The 18,247-nt window shown below is 70.6% G+C and carries 15 protein-coding genes; 6 read left to right on the top strand and 9 right to left on the bottom strand.

Going from position 1 to position 18,247, the window contains the following annotated elements:
- Positions 1-8 precede the first annotated feature (8 nt).
- Positions 9-449: an Lrp/AsnC family transcriptional regulator gene (locus B7K23_RS06895; RefSeq protein WP_234996437.1), complete on the bottom strand. Its 441-nt coding sequence runs from the start codon at positions 447-449 to the stop codon at positions 9-11.
- Positions 450-577: 128 nt separating this feature from the next.
- Here B7K23_RS06895 and ddaH point away from each other — a divergent pair, with 128 nt between their 5' ends.
- From ddaH to B7K23_RS06875, 4 genes are all read left to right on the top strand, one after another.
- A complete protein-coding gene (gene ddaH / locus B7K23_RS06890; protein ID WP_084125609.1) occupies positions 578-1,519 on the top strand; it encodes a dimethylargininase in 942 nt (313 codons plus the stop codon).
- On the top strand, positions 1,519-2,553 hold the full coding sequence (locus B7K23_RS06885) for an ornithine cyclodeaminase (RefSeq protein ID WP_084125608.1): 1,035 nt from the start codon (positions 1,519-1,521) through the stop codon (positions 2,551-2,553). Before ddaH ends, B7K23_RS06885 begins: the two co-directional genes overlap by 1 nt.
- Before the next feature lie 80 nt (positions 2,554-2,633).
- Positions 2,634-3,287 (top strand): HdeD family acid-resistance protein, encoded by a 654-nt coding sequence (locus B7K23_RS06880; RefSeq protein WP_084125607.1) that lies wholly within the window; start codon positions 2,634-2,636, stop codon positions 3,285-3,287.
- Complete coding sequence (locus tag B7K23_RS06875; RefSeq protein WP_084125606.1) at positions 3,284-4,528, top strand: AI-2E family transporter; 1,245 nt, start codon at positions 3,284-3,286, stop codon at positions 4,526-4,528. Before B7K23_RS06880 ends, B7K23_RS06875 begins: the two co-directional genes overlap by 4 nt.
- An 82-nt stretch (positions 4,529-4,610) precedes the next feature.
- Here the strand turns inward: B7K23_RS06875 and B7K23_RS06870 are convergent, their stop codons facing one another.
- Complete coding sequence (locus tag B7K23_RS06870; protein WP_084125605.1) at positions 4,611-5,345, bottom strand: SDR family NAD(P)-dependent oxidoreductase; 735 nt, start codon at positions 5,343-5,345, stop codon at positions 4,611-4,613.
- A gap of 256 nt (positions 5,346-5,601) precedes the next feature.
- On the opposite strand from B7K23_RS06870, the gene B7K23_RS06865 reads away from it, so the two are divergent.
- On the top strand, positions 5,602-6,339 hold the full coding sequence (locus tag B7K23_RS06865) for a sulfite exporter TauE/SafE family protein (RefSeq protein WP_084125604.1): 738 nt from the start codon (positions 5,602-5,604) through the stop codon (positions 6,337-6,339).
- A gap of 32 nt (positions 6,340-6,371) precedes the next feature.
- Positions 6,372-7,910, top strand: a complete 1,539-nt coding sequence (locus B7K23_RS06860; protein ID WP_084125603.1) for a PLP-dependent aminotransferase family protein — start codon at positions 6,372-6,374, stop codon at positions 7,908-7,910.
- 259 nt (positions 7,911-8,169) lie between these two features.
- On the opposite strand, the gene B7K23_RS06855 is transcribed toward B7K23_RS06860, so the two are convergent.
- From B7K23_RS06855 to B7K23_RS06825, 7 genes are all read right to left on the bottom strand, one after another.
- Positions 8,170-9,633, bottom strand: a complete 1,464-nt coding sequence (locus B7K23_RS06855; protein WP_084125602.1) for an MFS transporter — start codon at positions 9,631-9,633, stop codon at positions 8,170-8,172.
- 33 nt (positions 9,634-9,666) lie between these two features.
- Positions 9,667-11,034 carry an aspartate aminotransferase family protein gene (locus B7K23_RS06850; RefSeq protein ID WP_084125601.1) on the bottom strand — a complete coding sequence of 456 codons (1,368 nt, stop codon included), beginning with the start codon at positions 11,032-11,034 and terminating at the stop codon, positions 9,667-9,669.
- A gap of 34 nt (positions 11,035-11,068) precedes the next feature.
- Positions 11,069-12,742, bottom strand: coding sequence for an amidohydrolase (locus B7K23_RS06845; RefSeq protein WP_143338132.1), 1,674 nt, complete (start codon positions 12,740-12,742; stop codon positions 11,069-11,071).
- Positions 12,743-13,011: 269 nt separating this feature from the next.
- Complete coding sequence (locus tag B7K23_RS06840) at positions 13,012-13,371, bottom strand: GntR family transcriptional regulator (RefSeq protein ID WP_084125599.1); 360 nt, start codon at positions 13,369-13,371, stop codon at positions 13,012-13,014.
- Complete coding sequence (locus B7K23_RS15455; protein ID WP_143338131.1) at positions 13,355-14,344, bottom strand: DUF1648 domain-containing protein; 990 nt, start codon at positions 14,342-14,344, stop codon at positions 13,355-13,357. Before B7K23_RS15455 ends, B7K23_RS06840 begins: the two co-directional genes overlap by 17 nt.
- A 46-nt stretch (positions 14,345-14,390) precedes the next feature.
- A complete protein-coding gene (locus B7K23_RS06830; RefSeq protein WP_084125597.1) occupies positions 14,391-15,776 on the bottom strand; it encodes an O-antigen ligase in 1,386 nt (461 codons plus the stop codon).
- A 107-nt stretch (positions 15,777-15,883) separates the two neighbouring features.
- The gene (locus tag B7K23_RS06825) at positions 15,884-18,217 is read right to left on the bottom strand and encodes an AAA family ATPase (RefSeq protein ID WP_304441559.1); all 2,334 of its coding nucleotides are present in this window, start codon (positions 18,215-18,217) and stop codon (positions 15,884-15,886) included.
- Between the last annotated feature and the right edge of the window lie 30 nt (positions 18,218-18,247).

Raw genomic sequence — 18,247 nt, 5'->3', positions numbered from 1 at the left:
GGCTGGCCTCAGTCCCTGCGGGCGATGAGTTGCGAGAGCACGATCGCGGACCGGGTCGAGTCGACCTGAGGCGCGAGCCGCACCTTCTCGAGCGCCTCCTCGAGCGACGGCATGCTGCTCGCACGCAGGCGGACGAGCGCATCGGCCTCGCCGGTGACGGTCTGCGCCTCGATCACGTCGGGGATGCCCGACAGGATGCGGCGCAGCTCGTCGGGTCCGACGGTGCCGCGGCAGAACACCTCAACGAAGGCCTCGGTATCGCGTCCGTCGACCGTCGGATCCACCAGTACGGTGTACCCGCGGATGACACCCGCGGCGGTCATGCGGTCCATGCGGCGCTTGACCGCGGTCGGCGACAGGCCGATGCGCTCGCCCATGTCCTGATAGCTGATGCGTCCATCGAGCTTGAGCTCGTCCAGGATCCGGCGATCCAGGCCGTCGATAGTCATCCCGCCCCCTTGCTGCACTCATTCGCAGGTTTCCATCGTAAACCAGAGACAAGTCGCTGGATTCACGATTGAGGGTCACGAAATCGTCACGGAATCTCTGTCACGCTTGAGAGCGAAGGAGGTTCCCTGTGACCATCACCGCCACCGCGCAGCTCCGCCGCGAGCGCACCGCGACGCCCCTGACCGTGCTGATGTGCCGTCCGACGCACTTCACCGTGTCCTACTCGATCAACCCCTGGATGCAGCCCGAGAACCCCACGGACACCGCACGTGCGCTGTCCCAGTGGGACGAGCTGCGCCGCGTCTTCGTGCGCCTCGGCTTCACGATCCAGGAGGTCGAGCCCGGCGAGGGGCTGCCCGACATGGTCTTCGCGGCCAACGGCGGCCTCGTCGTGGACGGCAAGGCCTACACCGCCAGGTTCACGCACGCCGAGCGCGCCCCCGAGTCCGGCCTGTACGCCGACTGGTTCCGCCGCGCGGGCCTCGACGTGATCGACGCCGAGGAGGTCAACGAGGGCGAGGGCGACGTGCTGCTGATCGGCGACACCCTGTTCGCCGGGACCGGCTTCCGCACCGACACCTCCTCGCACGAGGAGATGGCTCGCACCTTCGGTCGCGAGGTCGTGTCGCTGCGCCTGGTGCGCGCCGACTTCTACCACCTCGACACCGCGCTCGCCGTGCTCGACGCCACGCCGGGCCAGGAGCACATCGCCTACCTGCCCTCGGCCTTCGACGAGGCCAGCCGCGCCGAGCTCGAGCGCCGCTTCCCCGACGCGATCCTCGTGGACGAGCACGACGCCCAAGCGTTCGGCCTCAACGCGGTCTCCGACGGGCTCCACGTCATCACCGCCGCGCGCGCCACCGCCTTCCAGCACCAGCTGCGCGAGGCCGGGTACGAGCCCATCGGCGTGGACCTCACCGAGCTCCTGCTCGCGGGCGGCGGCGCCAAGTGCTGCACGCTCGTGCTGCGCGACCGTCCTGCCTCCCCCGTGGCCGGAGACGCCGAGGCCACCACCGCATCGTCCCTTCCCCACTCCCCCGCATCGTCCACCCCCAAGGAGGCCCGCTGATGGTCCAGTTCGTCGATGTCGCGGGCATGAGCCGCTGGATGGCCGACGAGGGCGTGGCGACGCTGATCGCCGACCTGGTCGCCTACCTCGAGTCGGACTACCGCCGCTGGGAGGAGTTCGACAAGGTCGCCCGCATCCCCGCGCACTCGGAGCACGGCGTGATCGAGCTGATGCCGACCGCCGACGCGGAGCTCTACGGCTTCAAGTACGTCAACGGCCACCCGATCAACCCCTCGCGCGGCCTCCAGACCGTCACCGCGTTCGGCGTGCTGTCCGACATGGCGACCGGCTACCCGCTCATGCTCGCCGAGATGTCTCTGCTGACCGCGCTGCGCACCGCCGCGACGTCGGCGATGGCCGCGCGCCTGCTCGCGCGCCACGACTCTCGCGTCCACGCGCTCATCGGCACCGGCTCGCAGTCGGAGTTCCAGGCGCTCGCGATGCGTGCAGTGCTCGGGCTGAACGACCTGCGCATCTGGGACGTCGACCCGGCCGCGATGGACAAGTTCGAGCGCAACGCCGAGGCGCTGGGCTTCGTCGTCCATCGCGCGACCTCCGCGGCCGATGCCGTCGACGGCGCCGACGTCATCACCACGTGCACCGCCGACAAGGTCAACGCGACGATCCTGCACGATGACATGATCGCGCCGGGCATGCACCTCAACGCGATCGGCGGCGACAGCCCCGGCAAGACCGAGCTCGACGCGGACATCCTGCGGCGCGCGGACACCTTCGTGGAGTTCCACCCGCAGACCTTCGTCGAGGGCGAGATCCAGAACCTTCCCGAGGACCACCCGACGATCGACCTGTGGCGGGTCGTCGACGGCCAGGTGCCCGGGCGCGTCTCGCCCGAGCAGATCACGGTCTTCGACTCGGTCGGCTTCGCGATCAACGACTTCTCGGCGCTGCGGTTCCTGCGCGACCGCGTGTCTGGCACCGCGTACGCGGCGGAGATCGACCTGGTCGCCGAGCCGGCGGACCCCAAGGACCTCTTCTCGGTGATCACCGAGGTTCGGACCGTCCCTTCTCGGTGATTGCCCTGGCTCCGACGGCATCACGCGAGTAGGTTCGACCCAGGCGGGGGTGCGCCCCGCGTGTGCGCGAGGAGTGGAAGATGACCGCGGGCGACCAAGGTGAGGGCTACACCCCCGAGCAGGGGCCAACGAACGGGATCGGCTACGTGGCGGTGGTGTCGTCGCTCGAGGACGGCGCCCCGCCGCCCCAGCTCGTGAGCTCCATGAGCTGGGTGATCGGGTTCGTGAGCGCGGTGTCGCTGCTCATCGGGCTGTCGCTCGCGTTCTGGCCGAGCAGCACGATCAAGGTCGGCGCCGCTCTGCTCGCGATCAACTTCCTCCTGTCGGGAGTGGTGCGCCTCGTCATCGGCGCGATGCGCACCGGCTATTCGTCGGCGATGCGCGCGGTCATGCTGATCTTCGGCATGCTGCTCGTCATCGGCGGCGTCGTGATCCTGCGCAACCTCGAGGCGAGCGCCAAGGTGCTCCTGCTGGTGTCCGTGATCATGGTCGGCCTCAGCTGGATCATCGAAGGCGTCATGGCGCTCGTCGACTCCGACGACGCGAAGTCTCGCGCCTGGGGCCTCGTCGGCGGCGCAGTGTCGATCCTTGCGGGCATCATCGTGCTCGCCGTACCTGGCTGGACCGCCGTCGTGTTCCTGTGGTTCACGGCGATCGCGCTGATCATCCTCGGCATCGTCGGCCTGCTACGCGCGTTCGCGATGCGCAGGTCGCTCAAGGCGGCACGCGCATGAGCTCGGAGACGACCGAGCCCGATCTCCCACCCGAGGTCGTCGCCGCAGCCCGCAAGGACGCCGCGACGCGGCCCGACGCCTCTCTGCCCGCCTGGGTCGACGGCCTGATCTGGTCGGTGCTGTGGAAGATCGTGGCCGTCGGCCTCGTGGTCGCCGCCGGCATGTGGGCGCTCGGCCAGCTGTCCCACTTCCTCGGCCTGCTGTTCATCGCGCTGTTCTTCGCGCTCGCGATGATCCCGGGCGTCGAGGCGCTCACGTCACGCTTCGGGATCCGCCGCGGCGCCGCCGTCGGCATCATCTATCTGGCCGCCGTGATCCTCGTGGGATTCCTGGTCGCCGTCCTTATCCCCGGCATCGTCCGCTTCGCGAACGAGGTGGGCGCGGCGGCAGCGGGGTGGTTCGCTCACCTGAACACCTGGTGGGAGGACATGTTCGGCACCGAGCTGATCGATCAGACCGGCGCTGCCGACGGGACGAGCGCGATCGCCAACGTCATGCAGAACTGGGCCTCGGGCGCCCTCGGCGCGCTGTCGTCGGGGCTCGGCATCGTGTTCGACCTCATGACGGTCGCGATGTTCGCCTTCTACTTCGCGGCCGACTGGCCGCGCGTGATGCGCGCCCTCATGTCGCGGATGCCCCCGCACCGCCAGCGCGTGTTCAAGTGGGTCGCGGTCACCTCGATCGAGCAGACCGGCGGCTACTTCTACTCGCGGCTGCTGCTCGCCTCGGTGTGCGGCGGGCTCGGCTTCGTCGCGATGCTCGTCGTGGGCCTCGATCTCGTGTACGCCCTCCCGATGGCGTTCTTCATGGGCTTCGTGTCGACGTTCATCCCGTTCATCGGCACGTACCTCGGTGCGGCGCTGCCGATCCTCATCGTGCTCGCCGTCGAGGGCATCGGCAACGCGATCGGCCTGCTCGTGTGGGTCCTCATCTACCAGCAGATCGAGAACTACCTGCTGAGCCCCAAGCTGTCGTCCAAGACCATGGAGCTCAACGGCGCCGTCGCCTTCGGAGGCGCGATCGCCGGTGGCGCGCTCGCGGGCCCGATGGGCGCCTTCATGGCGCTCCCGATCGCGGCGCTCATCACCGCGATCATCAAGAACACGGGCCGCACCTACGCGGTGATCGACGAGGAGCCCGACGAGCCCGAGGAGATCGAGCCGGCCCCGGAGCCCGACGCGGGTCAGGACGACGGCGAGTCCAAGGGCCTCGCGAAGCGCCTGCAGTTCTGGAACCGCTGAGCGCCCCCACGCGACCATGACATGACGAAGGCGGGCCGCGCCTCACAGGGACGGCCCGCCTTAGTTCTGTCGGAAGCGAGACCTACACCTCGCGGTGCACGACCTGCGCGGAGACCTGCGCGCGCGGCATGATGAGCATCGAGTCGATGTTGACGTGGCTCGGGCGGGACGCGACCCACGCGATCGCCTCGGCGATGTCCTGGGCGACGAGCGGAGTCATGCCCGCGTAGACCTTGTCCGCCTTCTCCCGGTCGCCTTCGAAGCGCACCATCGAGAACTCGGTCTCGACGAGGCCGGGGTCGATCTCGGAGATGCGGACCGGCTGGCCCTTGAGCTCGAGGCGAAGGACGCGCGTGAGCGCCTTCACCGCGTGCTTCGCGGCGTTGTAGCCGCCGCCGCCGGGGTACGGCTCGAGGGCTGCGATCGAGCCGAGCGTGACGATCTGACCGTCGCCCGAGGCGATGAGCTTCGGCAGCAGCGCGCGGACGGTGCGCACGGTGCCCATGACGTTGACGTCGTACATGCGCAGCCACTCGTCGTCGTCCGCGTCTGCCATCGAGGTGGTGCCGAAGGCGCCGCCCGCGTTCGCGACGAGCAGGCTGACCTCGGGGATCGAGTCGCAGAACGCCTCGACCGAGGCGACATCGGTGACGTCGAGCACGTGGGCGGTGCCGCCGATCTCGGCCGCGAGGGCCTCGAGGCGGTCGACGCGGCGGGCGCCGAGGACGACGTGCCAGCCGTCGGCGGCGAGCTGGCGAGCGGTGGCCTCGCCGATGCCGCTCGAGGCTCCGGTGACGACTGCGGTGCGCTGGGTCATGTCTGCGTTTCTCCTTGGGTCGGCGGTCCCGTGCGACGGGTCCGATGCGGTGGGCTCCTACGTTGCCGACTGGCCCGGCCAGGGGCCGGCGCCAGTTCCACGTCGATGCTAGGGGCCACCCTGTTTCGCGCGTGTGTCCACTGGACCGCTGGTCGGGCCAGTCGGTGGACCTGTTCCCCTCGACGGCCGATCGCAACACTGAGAACATGCCCTTCCCGCCACGAGAGCCGTCCGACGGGCTCGCGGAGCCCCTCCCGTGACCGCGGCAGCCTGGGCGCTCGCCGGCGCCGTCGTCGTGCTCGCCACCGTGGTGCAGGCCGCCACCGGGATGGGCTTCGGGATCGTCGCGGTGCCAGGGCTGATCCTCGCCGCGCCGGCACTCGGACTCGGCGCGGTGCTGACCGCCACGATCGTGGTGATGGTCGCCGTCGCGTGGCTCGAGCGGCACGCGCTGAGCAGATCCGCGCTGCGGCTCGCAACGCTCGCCTCGGTGCCGGGAATCGCGATCGGAGTCGTCGCGGCGGCGGCGATGCCGGAGAGGATCGCCCAGGTGGCCATCGGCGGGGTGATCGTCGCCGCCTCCGTCGTCTCGCTGCTTGCACCCGTCGTCCCTGTGACCCGACGAGGCATCGCGGTGGGCGGCGCCCTCGCGGGGGTGCTCACCCCCATCGCCGCGCTCCCCGGTCCGCCGATGGCGATCGCCTACCGCCCCGACGATGCGGGCCAGATGCGGTCCACCCTGTCGGCATTCTTCGCAGTGGCCTCGCTCGTCTCATTGGCCTTCCTGGCCGGGCCAGCGGCAGCCGACGGCACGCTCCGATCGCTCGCGGCCGACGCGGGCCGTGGCCTCGCACTTTCGCCCGCGATCGCTCTCGGGGCTATGATCTCGATTCCAGTAACGAGAAGGATCCCGCTGAGAGCGGTCCGCATGGGCGCGATCCTCCTCTCTCTCGCTGCCGGAGCGATGCTGGCGGCGAGGGCCCTTCTGACGTGACGCACTCCCCCGGACCGCACCCGAGAGGCTCCATGACCCTGCAGTCCACCAGCGACGACTCCGTCGAGTCCCGCGCGCGGCAGTACATCGACCCTGCCAGCGCGGAGCCGCTCGTGCACCAGGTGCGGCGCTTTCTCGAACAGTCGCTTCATGACGGACGCTTCCGCCCCAACCGGCCGATGCCGTCGTCACGCCACCTCGCGGGCGTCCTCGGGGTCTCGCGCAACACCGTGAGCGCCGCCTATCAGGAGCTGACCGCGCTCGGGCTCGTCGAGTCTCGCCCACGCTCGGGCCTCTACCCTTCCGCCACGCACGCGGCCCCGCGCCCCGCGAAGGCGCCCGCGCATCGTCCCGTCAGTGGCGACGCCGCGGCTCCGCGGCGCGCTCAGCCGGGCCGCGTCGACTGGGCCGCGCGCCTCACGCGACCGCTGGACGGAGAGCTCCACCACGCCGCCGCGCACCCCGACTGGACCGAGTACCGGTACCCGTTCCTGCCGGGCCAGCCCGACCTCAGCCGCTTCCCCGCGCGAGCGTGGCTGAGGAGCCTCAACGATGCGCTCGCCGGACCGCACCTCACGGCGAGTCTGCGAGACTCCGTCGACGGCGACGACGAGCTGCTCGTCAATGCGATCTGTCGCGAGATCCTCCCGCCGCGAGGCATGTCGGTCTCCCCCGACGAGGTGATCATCACGGCCGGCGCGCAGCAGGCGCTGTCGCTGCTGTCCGACCTTCTCATCACGGACGGCACCAAGGTGGGCGTCGAGAACCCGGGCTACGTGGATGCCTGGCATATCCTGCGCAACGGCGGGGCCGACCTCGTACCGCTCGAGCTCGACGCGGCAGGCATGATCGCTCGGCGCGAGGCGATCTCCGGCCTCGACATGGTTTACGTGACTCCCAGCCATCAGCACCCGACCTCGGTGACGATGAGCTACCAGAGACGCGCCGCGCTGCTGCGCTCCGCGCAGGCGGAGAACGCGCTCATCATCGAGGACGACTTCGACTCCGAGGTCCGCTTCAAGGGCCGCCCGACGCCGAGCCTCATGTCCCTGGACCGCACGGGCCGCGTGATCTACGTAGGCACCTTCTCCAAGTTCGTCGCCCCCGGCATCCGCCTCGGCTTCGTGGTCGCGGACCGCGCGCTGATCGCAGCCATGCGCGAACGTCGGCGCTACGTCACCAAGCACCCCTCCGGCCACCTCCAGCGCGCGCTCGGGCTGTTCATCGAGTCCGGCGAGTACCACCGGCAGCTGCGCGAGCACCGCCGCCACCTGGGGCGCAAGTGGGAGGCCGTGACCGAGGAGCTGGACAGGCACCTCCCGTTCGACCTGGGCCCCGTGCCGGCGGGCGGGCTCAGCGTGTGGGTCAAGGGGCCCGACGAGTTCGACGGCACGCGCGCGACCTCGCTCGCCCGTGAGCGTGGAGTCCTCGTCGACGCCGGGGAGCGCTTCTACCTCGCGGACACCCAGCGCCGGCAGATCCGCGTGGGCTTCAACACCATCGCGCTCGACGACATCCCCGAGGGCATCGCGCTGCTCGGCGACGCGGTGCGCGCACAGCTGGCCGAGTAGCACCGGCCACTCAGTCGCCCTTCCCTCCTCCCCAGGAGCCTTCCCCGGGGCGCCGCAGCATCGTCCCTCGGCATCGTTCCTTGGCATCCGTCCCTTGGCATCCGTCCCTTGGCATCCGTCCCTTGGCATCGTCCCTCAACAACGGCTCGCGCCCATCTCCCGCACCGTCGCCCCGCCCGCACGCGGAAGGAGCCGAGCCCTGACGGACCCGGCCCCACTCACGCTCCTCGCGAGGGTGCCGCAGCACCCTGCGCGCGGATCAGGCGTTCTCTGCGGCACCGACCTCGCTGAGCTCGCGCTCCTCGGGCTCGTTCTGCTCCTTCGCGGCGGGGGTGTCCCGCGGCAGGCGAAGCACGAGCGCCACGGCGACGAGCGACAGCACGACCGCGCAGCCCCACACCACCGCGTAGCCCGTGAACGAGGTCACGCCGGCGGCCTCGCCGGTACCGGTGCCCTCGACGAGGTTGGCCGCCATGACGGCAGTGAAGGCCGCGCCGGCCGCGGCTCCCATCGCGGTGCGCAGCGTGTTGTACAGGCCCGAGACGACGGCGACAGCGTCGGGCTTGGCGCGCTTCACGACGATCGCGGGAAGCACCGCGGTCATGACGCCGATGCCGATGCCGCCGAAGATAAGCCAGACGGCGAACAGCCCGACCGAGCCGGGCACGAGGATCATCATGAGGTACCCGGCGCCGGAGAACAGCGATCCCGCGACCATCGTGGGCCGGTAGCCCACGCGCTCGACGACGCGCGCGCCGAACAGCGATCCGAGGAAGCCCGCGAGAGCCATTCCCGACAGCAGGAGGCCAGCCTGGCTCGCGCCGAGCCCGAGCCCGAAGCCGTAGACCTCGGGGTCGACACGGACGTAGAGCGCGGAGAGGCTGGCGGCGCCGAGCGACTGCGAGCTGAAGACCAGGCCGATGACGATCGGCAGCCCGATGCCTCCGCGCAGCAGGACCTCGAAGTCGATGAACGGCTCGGCGACGCGGCGCTCGACCACGACGAAGGCCGCGAGGGCGGCGAGGCCGAGCGCGATGAGGCCCCCGATGAGCGGGCTGGCCCAGCCGACCTGGCCGCCGAGCGAGATGCCGCCGAGGACGGAGGCGACTCCCAGGCCGAGCAGGCCGATCCCGGCCCAGTCGATGCTGCCGGATCCCGAGGTCTCGGTCTCGGGCACGAACATCGCGATGAGGACGAAGCACACCACGAAGTAGACGCCGGGGACCGCGAGGGCGACGGAGAGGCCAGCGGCGGTGACGAGGATGCCTGCGCCGACCGCACCGACGACCGCGCCGATCGCGAGCGAGGCGATGAGCGCCCCGATGCTGCGGTCGACCTTCTCCGGTGAGCGCTGGCGCACGATCGCGAACTCGAGCGGCAGGAAGGCGACGAGCGCGCCCTGGAGCACTCGCCCGAGCAGCAGCACCCCGAAGCTCGGAGCGAACGTCACCATGAAGGAGCCGAGCGCCGTGATCGCGACCGCGACGAGCAGCAGCTTCTTGTGGCCGTGCTTGTCACCGAGCTTCGTGAGCAGCGGGACGAACACGACGGACGAGAGCAGATAGGCGACGGCGACGAGGTTGAGCGACGCGGCGCTCGCGTCGTACTTCTCGCCGATGTCGGTCAGCAGCGGCCCGTACCAGCCCTGCAGGAGGCCGCTTCCGACCTCGGTAGCGACGAGGAGCCCGACGGCGCCTCCGGCTGCGGATTTCTTCATTCCCATGAGGATCTTCCTTGTCTCTCGGATGGTGGGCCGTCAGCCGACCAGGGCCGACTCGGGATGGTGGACTGCGGCGTCGGCGACCTCGAGCGCCTCGTCGAGGATCGCGAGCCCCTCGCGCGCCTCGGAGTCGGAGACGTTGCACGGCGGGACGATGTGGATGCGGTGGTACTGGTTGAACAGGAGCAGTCCGGCCTTCTTGGCGGCGGCGAGGACTCCGGTGACCACGGGGGCCGCCCCGCCGTACGGCGCGAGCTCCTCCTTGGTCTCGCGGTTCTTGACCAGGTCGAGCGCCCAGAAGACGCCGAGACCGCGCACCTCGCCGATCGAGGGGTGGCGCTCCTGCATCGCGCGCAGCTCGGGTCCGAAGACCTCGGCGCCGATGCGGGCCGCGTTCTCGACGACGCCTTCCTCGTGCATCGCCTCGATCGTCGCGACCGCGGCCGCGGCCGCGAGGGGGTGGCCCGAGTAGGTGAGCCCGCCCGGGTAGGGCGTATGGTCCCACGTGGCGGCGATCTCGTCGCGCATCACCACTCCGCCCAGCGGGACGTAGCCCGAGTTGACGCCCTTCGCGAAGGTGATGAGGTCGGGCGTGATCCCGTAGTGGTCCACGGCGAACCAGGCGCCGGTGCGGCCGAAGCCGGCCATGACCTCATCGCAGATGAGGAGGATGCCGAAGCGGTCGCACAGCTCGCGCACGCCGGCGAGGTAGCCCTCGGGCGGCGGCATGATGCCGGACGTGCCGGGGACGGTCTCGAGGATGATCGCGGCGATGGTCGACGGGCCCTCGAAGTGGATCATCTGCTCGAGGTGCTCGAGCGCGCGGTCGCACTCCTCCTGCTCGGTGGTCGCATGGAAGGCCGAGCGGTACAGGAAGGGCCCGAAGAAGTGCACGGTGCCGGCGGGCACGAACTCGTTGGGCCAGCGGCGGGGGTCGCCCGTGGCCTGGATCGCCGTGTGGGTCGAGCCGTGATACGAGCGGTACTGCGACATGACCTTGGTCCGACCCGTGTGGAGCCGAGCCATGCGGATCGCGTTCTCGATCGACTCCGCGCCGCCGTTGGTGAAGAACACCTTGCTCATGCCCTCGGGGGCGACGTCCGAGATGAGCTTCGCCGCCATCGCGCGCTTGTCGTTCGCGTGCGCCGGGGCGATCGTGGCGAGGGTGGCCGCCTGGTCCTGGATCGCCTTGACGACCTTGGGGTGCTGGTGGCCGATGTTCGTGTAGACCAGCTGCGACGAGAAGTCGAGGTAGCGCTTGCCGTCGGCGTCCCACAGGTACGAGCCCTCACCGCCGGTGATGACCATGGGGTCGAGCGACTTCTGCGCGGACCAGGAGTGGAAGACGTGGGCACGGTCGAGCGCGTAGATCTCCTGACCGGCCGCGCTTTCGGGGATGGGCATGGGTTGCTCCTTCAGTTCACAGGGACGATGTGGGTCAGGCGGTCGCGTTCTCGGCGACCGGGGTCGGGAAGTGGGCGCCGCCGAGGACGGTGCCGAGGACGGTGATGTCGCGCAGCTCCTTGGGCTCGGCGACCTCCATCGGGTCGCGGTCGAGCACGGCGAAGTCCGCGAACTTGCCCGGAACGATCGAGCCGACCTTGTGGTCGAGCTTGAGCAGGTAGGCCGGGCCGATCGTGATGGCCTCGAGGGCCTCCTTGATCGAGATGCGCTCCGCGTCGCCCCACGAGCGGCCGGTGGGCGTCCGCCGCTCGGCCGCGTACGACGCCGAGGCCAGCGGGTCGAGCGGCGTGACGCCCGAGTCGGAGTGCAGGCCGATGGTCACGCCGGAGTCGATAGCGGTGCGCGCGGCGTTCATGCGCTGCACCCGGTCGGTGCCGACGGTGAGGTCGATGTGCTGGTCGCCCCAGTACCAGATGTGGTTGGAGAAGATGTTGGCGCACATCCCCAGCTCGGCCATGCGCTTGTACTGCGCGCGAGTGGTGAGCTGGCTGTGCTCGACGCTGTGGCGGTGGTTCCAGCGCGGGCTCTCCGCGAGCACCGACTCCATGACGTCGAGGAAGACCTCGGTGGCCTCGTCGCCGTTGCAGTGCACGTGGATCTTGAGGCCGGCCTTGTGGAACGCGCTCACCTGGGCGCGGAAGGTCTCGCGGTCGGTGTTCCAGATGCTGTGGTCGTGGCCGCACACGTAGCCGGGCTCCTGCAGCTTCGCGGTGTACTGCTGGATCGAGCCGTCGAGCATGAGCTTGACCGACCCGAGGTGCAGCTTGTCGGTCGCCAGGCCCTGGAGCGAGGCCACGAGCGCCGCGAGCTGCTCGGCCTCCTCAGCGGACTTCGCGACGGCCCCGAAGGTGGCCGGGACCAGGCGCAGGGAGAAGTCGTCGCGGCCGGTCACGTCTGCCAGCAGATCCATGCCGCCGGGACGGACGGTGTCGAAGCTCGCGAGGTCGGTCGCGGTGGTACAGCCGTGGTTGCGGGCGTCCGCGGCGTAGTTGTACATGCCCTTCTCGGTCGTGAAGCCCTTGCTCAGGTCGAGGCCCGCGAGGCCGACGACGGGCATCATCGCGGCCAGCTCCTGGAGCTCGCCCGTGGGAAGCCCGTCGTCGCCCTTGACGACGCCGTGAGTGTCGGTCTCCGCGCCGTAGCCGGCGGCGTCGAGCATCGCGCTGTTGGCGGTCGCGACGTGGCCGCTCGCGTGGACCACGAGGATGCGGCGGCTCGTGCTCACGGAGTCGAGCACGTGGCGGTCGAGCGTCTCGCCGGGGAAGAAGAGGGAGTCGAAGCCGTTGGCCATGAGCGGGGTCCCCTCGGGCAGCTCGGCGTCCCACGCCTTGAGGGAGTCGAGCACGCCCTGGAAGCTCTGGGCGCCGGGCAGCGGCGTGCCGTCGGGTGCGGTGCGGGGGAAGTAGCCCACGAAGTACGGGGTGTCGAGGCCTCCCATGTGGGCGTGCGCCTCGACGAATCCGGGCATCAGCACCCGGTCGCCGTACCGGTCGTCCACCTCGGCTCCCGGATAGGTCTGCGTGAGGCCCTCGGGCGTCCCGACGGCGAGGATGCGGCCGTCTCGGACCGCGACGGCGGTGCCGGTGGGCACCGCGTCGTCCATCGTGCGGACCAGCTTCGCGGTGAGGATGGTGACGGCTTCGGTCATGATGACGTCCTTCTCGATCGACGTGTGGTGATGATGTCGATTCTTCGTAAGGACGGTCCCCGCGGTAAGCACCAGCGGTCCGCGGCTTCGCGGGGCCACCGTTCACAGGGACGTCACCTGCGTGACGCCCATGTCACGCTGGCAGGGCCAGTGGAAACACTCGCGTCACACGGTTCGGGTTATCGCGCGGGCGCGAGTGCGGCGGAGGGTGTGCACTGGGGCTCACCGAACTGGGCGGCAGCGCACGTCGGCAGCCCGGACAGTGCTCCTCAGCGCTCGCCGGCGCCCGCGGCGCGCACGAGCGCGACCACGGCGTCGACCCCGAGCCCGAGCTCGCGGGCCCGGGCAAGGAGCGCGCGAGCATCCTCGCTGAGCCCCGCGTACGCGCCGGCGAGGTCGGTGAGCACGGCGCCTCGGCCGCGGCGCATCTCGACCAGGCCCTCGTCGCGGAGCTCCTGATACGCCTTGAGCACCGTGTGGAGGTTCACGTCGAGCGCCTCGGCGACCTCGCGCGCCGACGGCAGCCGCTCGCCGGGGCCGACGCGGCCTGCCGCCGCGTCCTCGCGCACCGACGCGGCGATCTGGTCGTAGAGCGGCGCCTCGGAGCCCGCGTCAATCCTGATCAGCATGTGCACCCGATCCCGCTGCCGCCGCGAGCACGCCCGCGACCGTCTCCGCATCGTCCAGGGTCACCACGAGGCGGCGGCCCGAGCGCCGGGTGACCTCGAGCGCGGGCCCGTTGCGCAGGATGATCCCCGTCGCCCCGGGGATGGACCGGACGCCCCACCCGCCGAACTGCGTCAGCCCCGACACATCGGAGACGGTCGCCGAGGCGATGTCCGAGGCGGGCACCGTGAAGCGTAGGAAGCCAACCGTCGAGCGTACCGACAGCCCCCGCGCGTCGGCTCGCACGTGGAAGACCGTCATGATGCTCGTGAGCACTGTCACGAGGACGGCGACCGCGGTGACGATGATCGCCGCGGCGAGGTCGCCCAGCACCCACATCCACACGGCGAGCCCGACGAGCAGCGCGCACGCCGCGACGAGCGCGAGCATGGGCCCGCGCCCCATCTCGGCGCGCCCGAGCCACACGAGGCGGGTTCCGGACGACGCCTCGAGCGGCGCGACCGGGCGCGAGGCGGGCACGATCGCATCCTGGGCGGGCTGCGCGAACCACGCGAGCACGCCGCCGAGGATCGCTCCCGCGAAGGCGAGGATCATCACCGGGACCACGCTCTGCGCGGACGCGTCGTCGCGCTGGATCACGACGGAGCCGGTCGACACGATCGCGATGAGCGCCGACAGCCCGACCGCGAGCGCCGGCAGCAGCCTCAGCATCGGGCTGCGCTCTCCGCGCCTCAGCGACGGCAGCGCCGAGGCCATGAGCAGCGCGGGCAGGCCGAGTCCGACCAGGAGGGTGAGCACGGGCCACGTCCACGCGGGCCCGTAGCCGTCGGGGCCGGAGGGGCCCCAGTGGGTGACCACCTCGGCGGACAGGCCGTCGAGGGACATGAGCTGGATCACGATTCCCAGCCCGACGAGCAGCACGGGTCCGCCCATCCCCACCTGAATCGCGCGGCGCACGACGTCGTCCTGACGCATCGCCTACTCCCCTCGAAAGGTTGCTGTTATAGAAGAACTATAACACCTACGAGTCGAGATCTGCCCGGCGCGCCTCGCCCTGCCCCCCGGACCTGCCGTGGTGGACCAGCTCCGGGTCGACGATCGTGAGCCTGAACACCTGCGGCGCCGACATGAACAGCGCCACCACCAGGTACCAGCCGATCTCCTGGAGGATCCGCGACTCGGTGAGCGACTGGAGCAGCAGCGTCACCGTCAGCAGCGTCCACCCGAGAGGGATGTACGTGTCGCCCCTGTCGGCGCGCTCGACGAGTCGCCACGCGGAGCCGAACGTGAGGACCAGGATCGCGATGAGCAGGGTCACGCCGATGAGCCCGAGCTGAAGCCACGTGTCGAGGAAGGCATTGTGGCCGTGGGTCGCGAGCAGGTCCGCGTTCTCGTCGATCGTCCGGTACGGCTCGAGCCACGCGGGCCAGTAGCTGACGAGCCCCCAGCCCTCGGGCCGCATGGTCGCGTACTCCATGATCTGGCGCCACAGCGCGGTGCGGTTCGTGAGGTCCGAGTCGCGACCCAGGAGCCCGAAGATGAAGTCGCTGTACTTGATCGTGAGCACCCCCGCGACGGCCGTCACCCCCAGGACGATGCGCGACAGGGCCTTCTTCCCGCCCGGCGGGAGACGACGGATCCAGAACGCGGCGACCGTGATCGCGGCCAAGTAGAGCACGGACACCGTGACCGTGGCCGACATCGTCAGCAGGTGCACGGCCGCGGCGGCCGCGAGGGTGAGGAGCGCATCCGCCTTGCGCACGAGCCGCTCGAGCAGGACGACCACGCCGGTCACCGCGGTGAGCAGCGCGACGAAGCCGAACGTGTTGCGGTTGCCGACGAAGCCCTGGATCGGTCCACCCTGGAACAGCAGCCCCTCGGTCCACGACAACTGATGCCCGACGACGTTCTTGCCGTCGACCAGGTCGGTGAGGTCCGTCATCGGCGGGTAGATGGGACCGCGCACGATGATCGCCGCGTACAGCTCGAGCGCGAGCCCGAGGAACAGCGAGATCTGGAAGCCCCGATAGAGCAGCACCATGAAGCGCCGGTTGCTCGTGCCGCGCACCGTCACGACCGCGAGGAACGTCGTCGCGAGCAGTGCGACGATCGCGAGCGCCGTGACGCCCCGGGTCGCGGACCACAGCACGCTCGCGCACGCGAGGCCGATGTAGGCGCCGAGCGGCAGAGGCAGCCTGAGCGTCGCGAGCGTGGGGCGGAAGCTCACCGCGACCGCAGCGACGGTCGCGAAGGCGAGCGCGACGAACACGGGCATGCCGGTCAGGTAGCGGACTCCCTGACCCACCGTGAGCAGGACCACGGACCACACCGCGATGCCGTCCTGCACCGCGGGAGAGGTGACCCTGTCCCGCCAGTCCATGCGTGAGTCCACCGACTGACCGTCCATTCCTTCGCCTTCCTGGCACGGCGCGCCAGGTGTCCCCTCGTGTGTCAGTGTGCCTCAGGCGGGGCGCCGCGACTTCCACAGGGGCCGCGAAACGCCTCGTCGTTGCCTCACTGTGACCTTGGCGCGGCGTCCACCCAGGCGAGGAACTCGTCGGCACCCAGCACCGGCTTGCCCCACGCCGCCGCCTTGCGGGCCTTGCCGGACTGCGTGCCGCGCTCGGCGACGACGAGCACGTCGGTACGAGTCTTCGTCACCGTGGGGACCGGCACGAGCCCCGCATCGCTCGCCATCCTCATCATGCGGTCGCGGTCCACCACCCCGTGGGACTCGCTCACGACGGTGCCCGTGAAGCACACGCGCGCGCCGGGGAGCAGCACGCCGGCCGCGTCGGCCTGCGCCGCGATCTCGACGTCGGCGGCCAGCACCTCCATGCCGAAGTGCCGCTCCGCCGCGCGGATGCGCGCGAGCGACGGCTCGTCCTGGTCGATCACGCGCCCCCACGCAGTGCGCAGCAGAGCCGCCAGGACGATGCTGGGGTCGTCGTCCTCGAGGTTGCCTCCCACGACGAAGCCCTCGGGCCCGGGGATCCCGGTGGGACCGGTCGTGCGCGCCGCGAGGTAGCCGCGCCCGCGGGGCCAGGCGGCGAACGGAGTGCCGGCCTCGAGCGCGCCGTAGGCCTCGCCGACCCACCTCTCCCCCGCATCCCTCATGGCACGGGCGCGCTCGAGAGCAGTCGGAGCGCTCAGCCGCTGCCGGGCTGCCGAGCCGAGCGCCTCCGCGGGCAGCTCGGCGCCGAGCGCCATCGGCTCGACGGCGCCGCCGCGCTTGAGCTCGAAGTCGATCCACCCGAGGGTGCGATCGATGTCGACGCCGACCGGGATCCGCCCGGCGAGCAGCGGCGACAGGCACGCCCACGCCTCGGCGAGCACGGGCGCGAGCTGCACATCCCTGGTCGTGAGCCCGAACTCCGTCTGCGCGCCGTAGAGGTCGCTCGTCGGGTTGACCACCGTCGTCGCCTCGTCGCCGTCCTCGGTGACGACGGCGATCTCGACCGGGCGCGGGCGATACCTGTCCCCCACCTGACCCACGGTGAGCGCGCTGACATAGATGCGCCCGGCCGCCGCATCGTCCGTCTGCGCCGTTCCTCCCGAGGTCAGGAAGCGCCGGATGCGGCCGTCCGTCTTGAGGTCGCGCGGCAGGACGTCGCGCTTGAGGACCAGGCCGGCCAGTGACGTGCAGCGGCTGAGCGCGACGTACAGCTGGCCGTTCGCGAAGGTGCCGCCAGTGAGGTCGACGACGACACGGTCAAGGGTCTGGCCCTGGCTCTTGTGGATCGTGATGGCCCACGCGAGCTTCATGGGCAGCTGCGTGAACGTGCCGACGACCTTGCGCTGGAGCGAGCCGCCGGCGATCTCCGGGCGGGCGATCTCCCACGTGTGGGGGCGCACCGCGACGGTGACACCCTCGCGAAGGCCCACCTGCACCACGGGCCCCTCGCGGTCGGACTCGATCGCGAGCACGCGGCCCAGAGTGCCGTTGACCCAGCGGTCGAGCGGATCGTTGTTCAGCAGCATCACCTGGGCGCCGACCGCGAGGTCGAGGCTGTCCTCCGTGGGGTGCTCGAAGCCGTCCGTGTCGCCGTCGAGGCGTGCCTGGAACGAGCGGATCGGCGCGGGCAGGCGCTCGAGCATGCGCCGGTTGCGCGCGCCGACGATCCGGTTCGTGGTCGCGAGCGTGAGCCAGAACTCGTCCTCCGGCGGCTCGAAGTCGGGGTCGGTGCGGGCGTTGAGGGCCGCACGCGCGTCCTCGAGCAGCGCCCCCTCACGCACCGCGTTGAGGATGTCGATCAGCCCCGAGTCGCCGATCTGACGGAAGACCGTGGTGAGCTCGACGACGGGGAACGTGTCGCGGTCGAACGCCTTGGCGGAGAAGAAGTAGGGCGTCCCGAAGCGCTCGTCGAAGTAGTCGACCTCGTGGTCGCGCACCACGGGAGGCAGCTGGTGCAGGTCGCCGACGAGGACCAGCTGCACACCCCCGAACCGCTCGCCGTGGCGCGGGCCGAAGCGCTCGAGCGCGGCCGCGAGGGCGTCGAACAGGTCGGCGCGGACCATCGAGGCCTCGTCGATGATCAAGGTGTCGAGCTCGGCGAGCGTGGAGGCGAAGCGGCCCGGGAAGTAGCCGGGGCCCCGCACCGTCTCCTCGTTGACGCCCATGGGGAAGGAGAAGAGGCGGTGGATCGTGTAGCCGTCGACGTTGAGCGCCGCGATGCCGGTGGGCGCGACGGTCACCGCGCGTCGTCCCGTGGTCTCCAGGAAGTGGCGGATGAGCGTCGACTTTCCCGTGCCTGCACGTCCGGTGAGGAAGAGGTTCGCACCCGAGTGGAGCAGGTCGAGGGCGTGCTCGAAGTCCTCCGTGAAGGTGAGCTCGGAGGCGGCGGCCATGATCCCCTCTCCGTCTTCACGCCACGCTTG

This window comes from Demequina sp. NBRC 110054 (assembly GCF_002090115.1).
Lineage (GTDB): Bacteria > Actinomycetota > Actinomycetes > Actinomycetales > Demequinaceae > Demequina.
Note: the sequence above shows the minus strand (reverse complement) of the source record. Positions and strands in the feature narration are given on the sequence as shown.

What these genes read in the sequence shown, in the direction of transcription:
- B7K23_RS06895 (WP_234996437.1), bottom strand. Translation starts at nt 449, where the DNA reads ATGACTATCGACGGCCTGGATCGCCGGATCCTGGACGAGCTCAAGCTC.
- B7K23_RS06885 (WP_084125608.1), top strand. Translation starts at nt 1,519, where the DNA reads ATGGTCCAGTTCGTCGATGTCGCGGGCATGAGCCGCTGGATGGCCGAC.
- B7K23_RS06880 (WP_084125607.1), top strand. Translation starts at nt 2,634, where the DNA reads ATGACCGCGGGCGACCAAGGTGAGGGCTACACCCCCGAGCAGGGGCCA.
- B7K23_RS06875 (WP_084125606.1), top strand. Translation starts at nt 3,284, where the DNA reads ATGAGCTCGGAGACGACCGAGCCCGATCTCCCACCCGAGGTCGTCGCC.
- B7K23_RS06870 (WP_084125605.1), bottom strand. Translation starts at nt 5,345, where the DNA reads ATGACCCAGCGCACCGCAGTCGTCACCGGAGCCTCGAGCGGCATCGGC.
- B7K23_RS06860 (WP_084125603.1), top strand. Translation starts at nt 6,372, where the DNA reads ATGACCCTGCAGTCCACCAGCGACGACTCCGTCGAGTCCCGCGCGCGG.
- B7K23_RS06855 (WP_084125602.1), bottom strand. Translation starts at nt 9,633, where the DNA reads ATGGGAATGAAGAAATCCGCAGCCGGAGGCGCCGTCGGGCTCCTCGTC.
- B7K23_RS06850 (WP_084125601.1), bottom strand. Translation starts at nt 11,034, where the DNA reads ATGCCCATCCCCGAAAGCGCGGCCGGTCAGGAGATCTACGCGCTCGAC.
- B7K23_RS06845 (WP_143338132.1), bottom strand. Translation starts at nt 12,742, where the DNA reads ATGACCGAAGCCGTCACCATCCTCACCGCGAAGCTGGTCCGCACGATG.
- B7K23_RS06840 (WP_084125599.1), bottom strand. Translation starts at nt 13,371, where the DNA reads ATGCTGATCAGGATTGACGCGGGCTCCGAGGCGCCGCTCTACGACCAG.
- B7K23_RS15455 (WP_143338131.1), bottom strand. Translation starts at nt 14,344, where the DNA reads ATGCGTCAGGACGACGTCGTGCGCCGCGCGATTCAGGTGGGGATGGGC.
- B7K23_RS06830 (WP_084125597.1), bottom strand. Translation starts at nt 15,776, where the DNA reads ATGGACGGTCAGTCGGTGGACTCACGCATGGACTGGCGGGACAGGGTC.
- B7K23_RS06825 (WP_304441559.1), bottom strand. Translation starts at nt 18,217, where the DNA reads ATGGCCGCCGCCTCCGAGCTCACCTTCACGGAGGACTTCGAGCACGCC.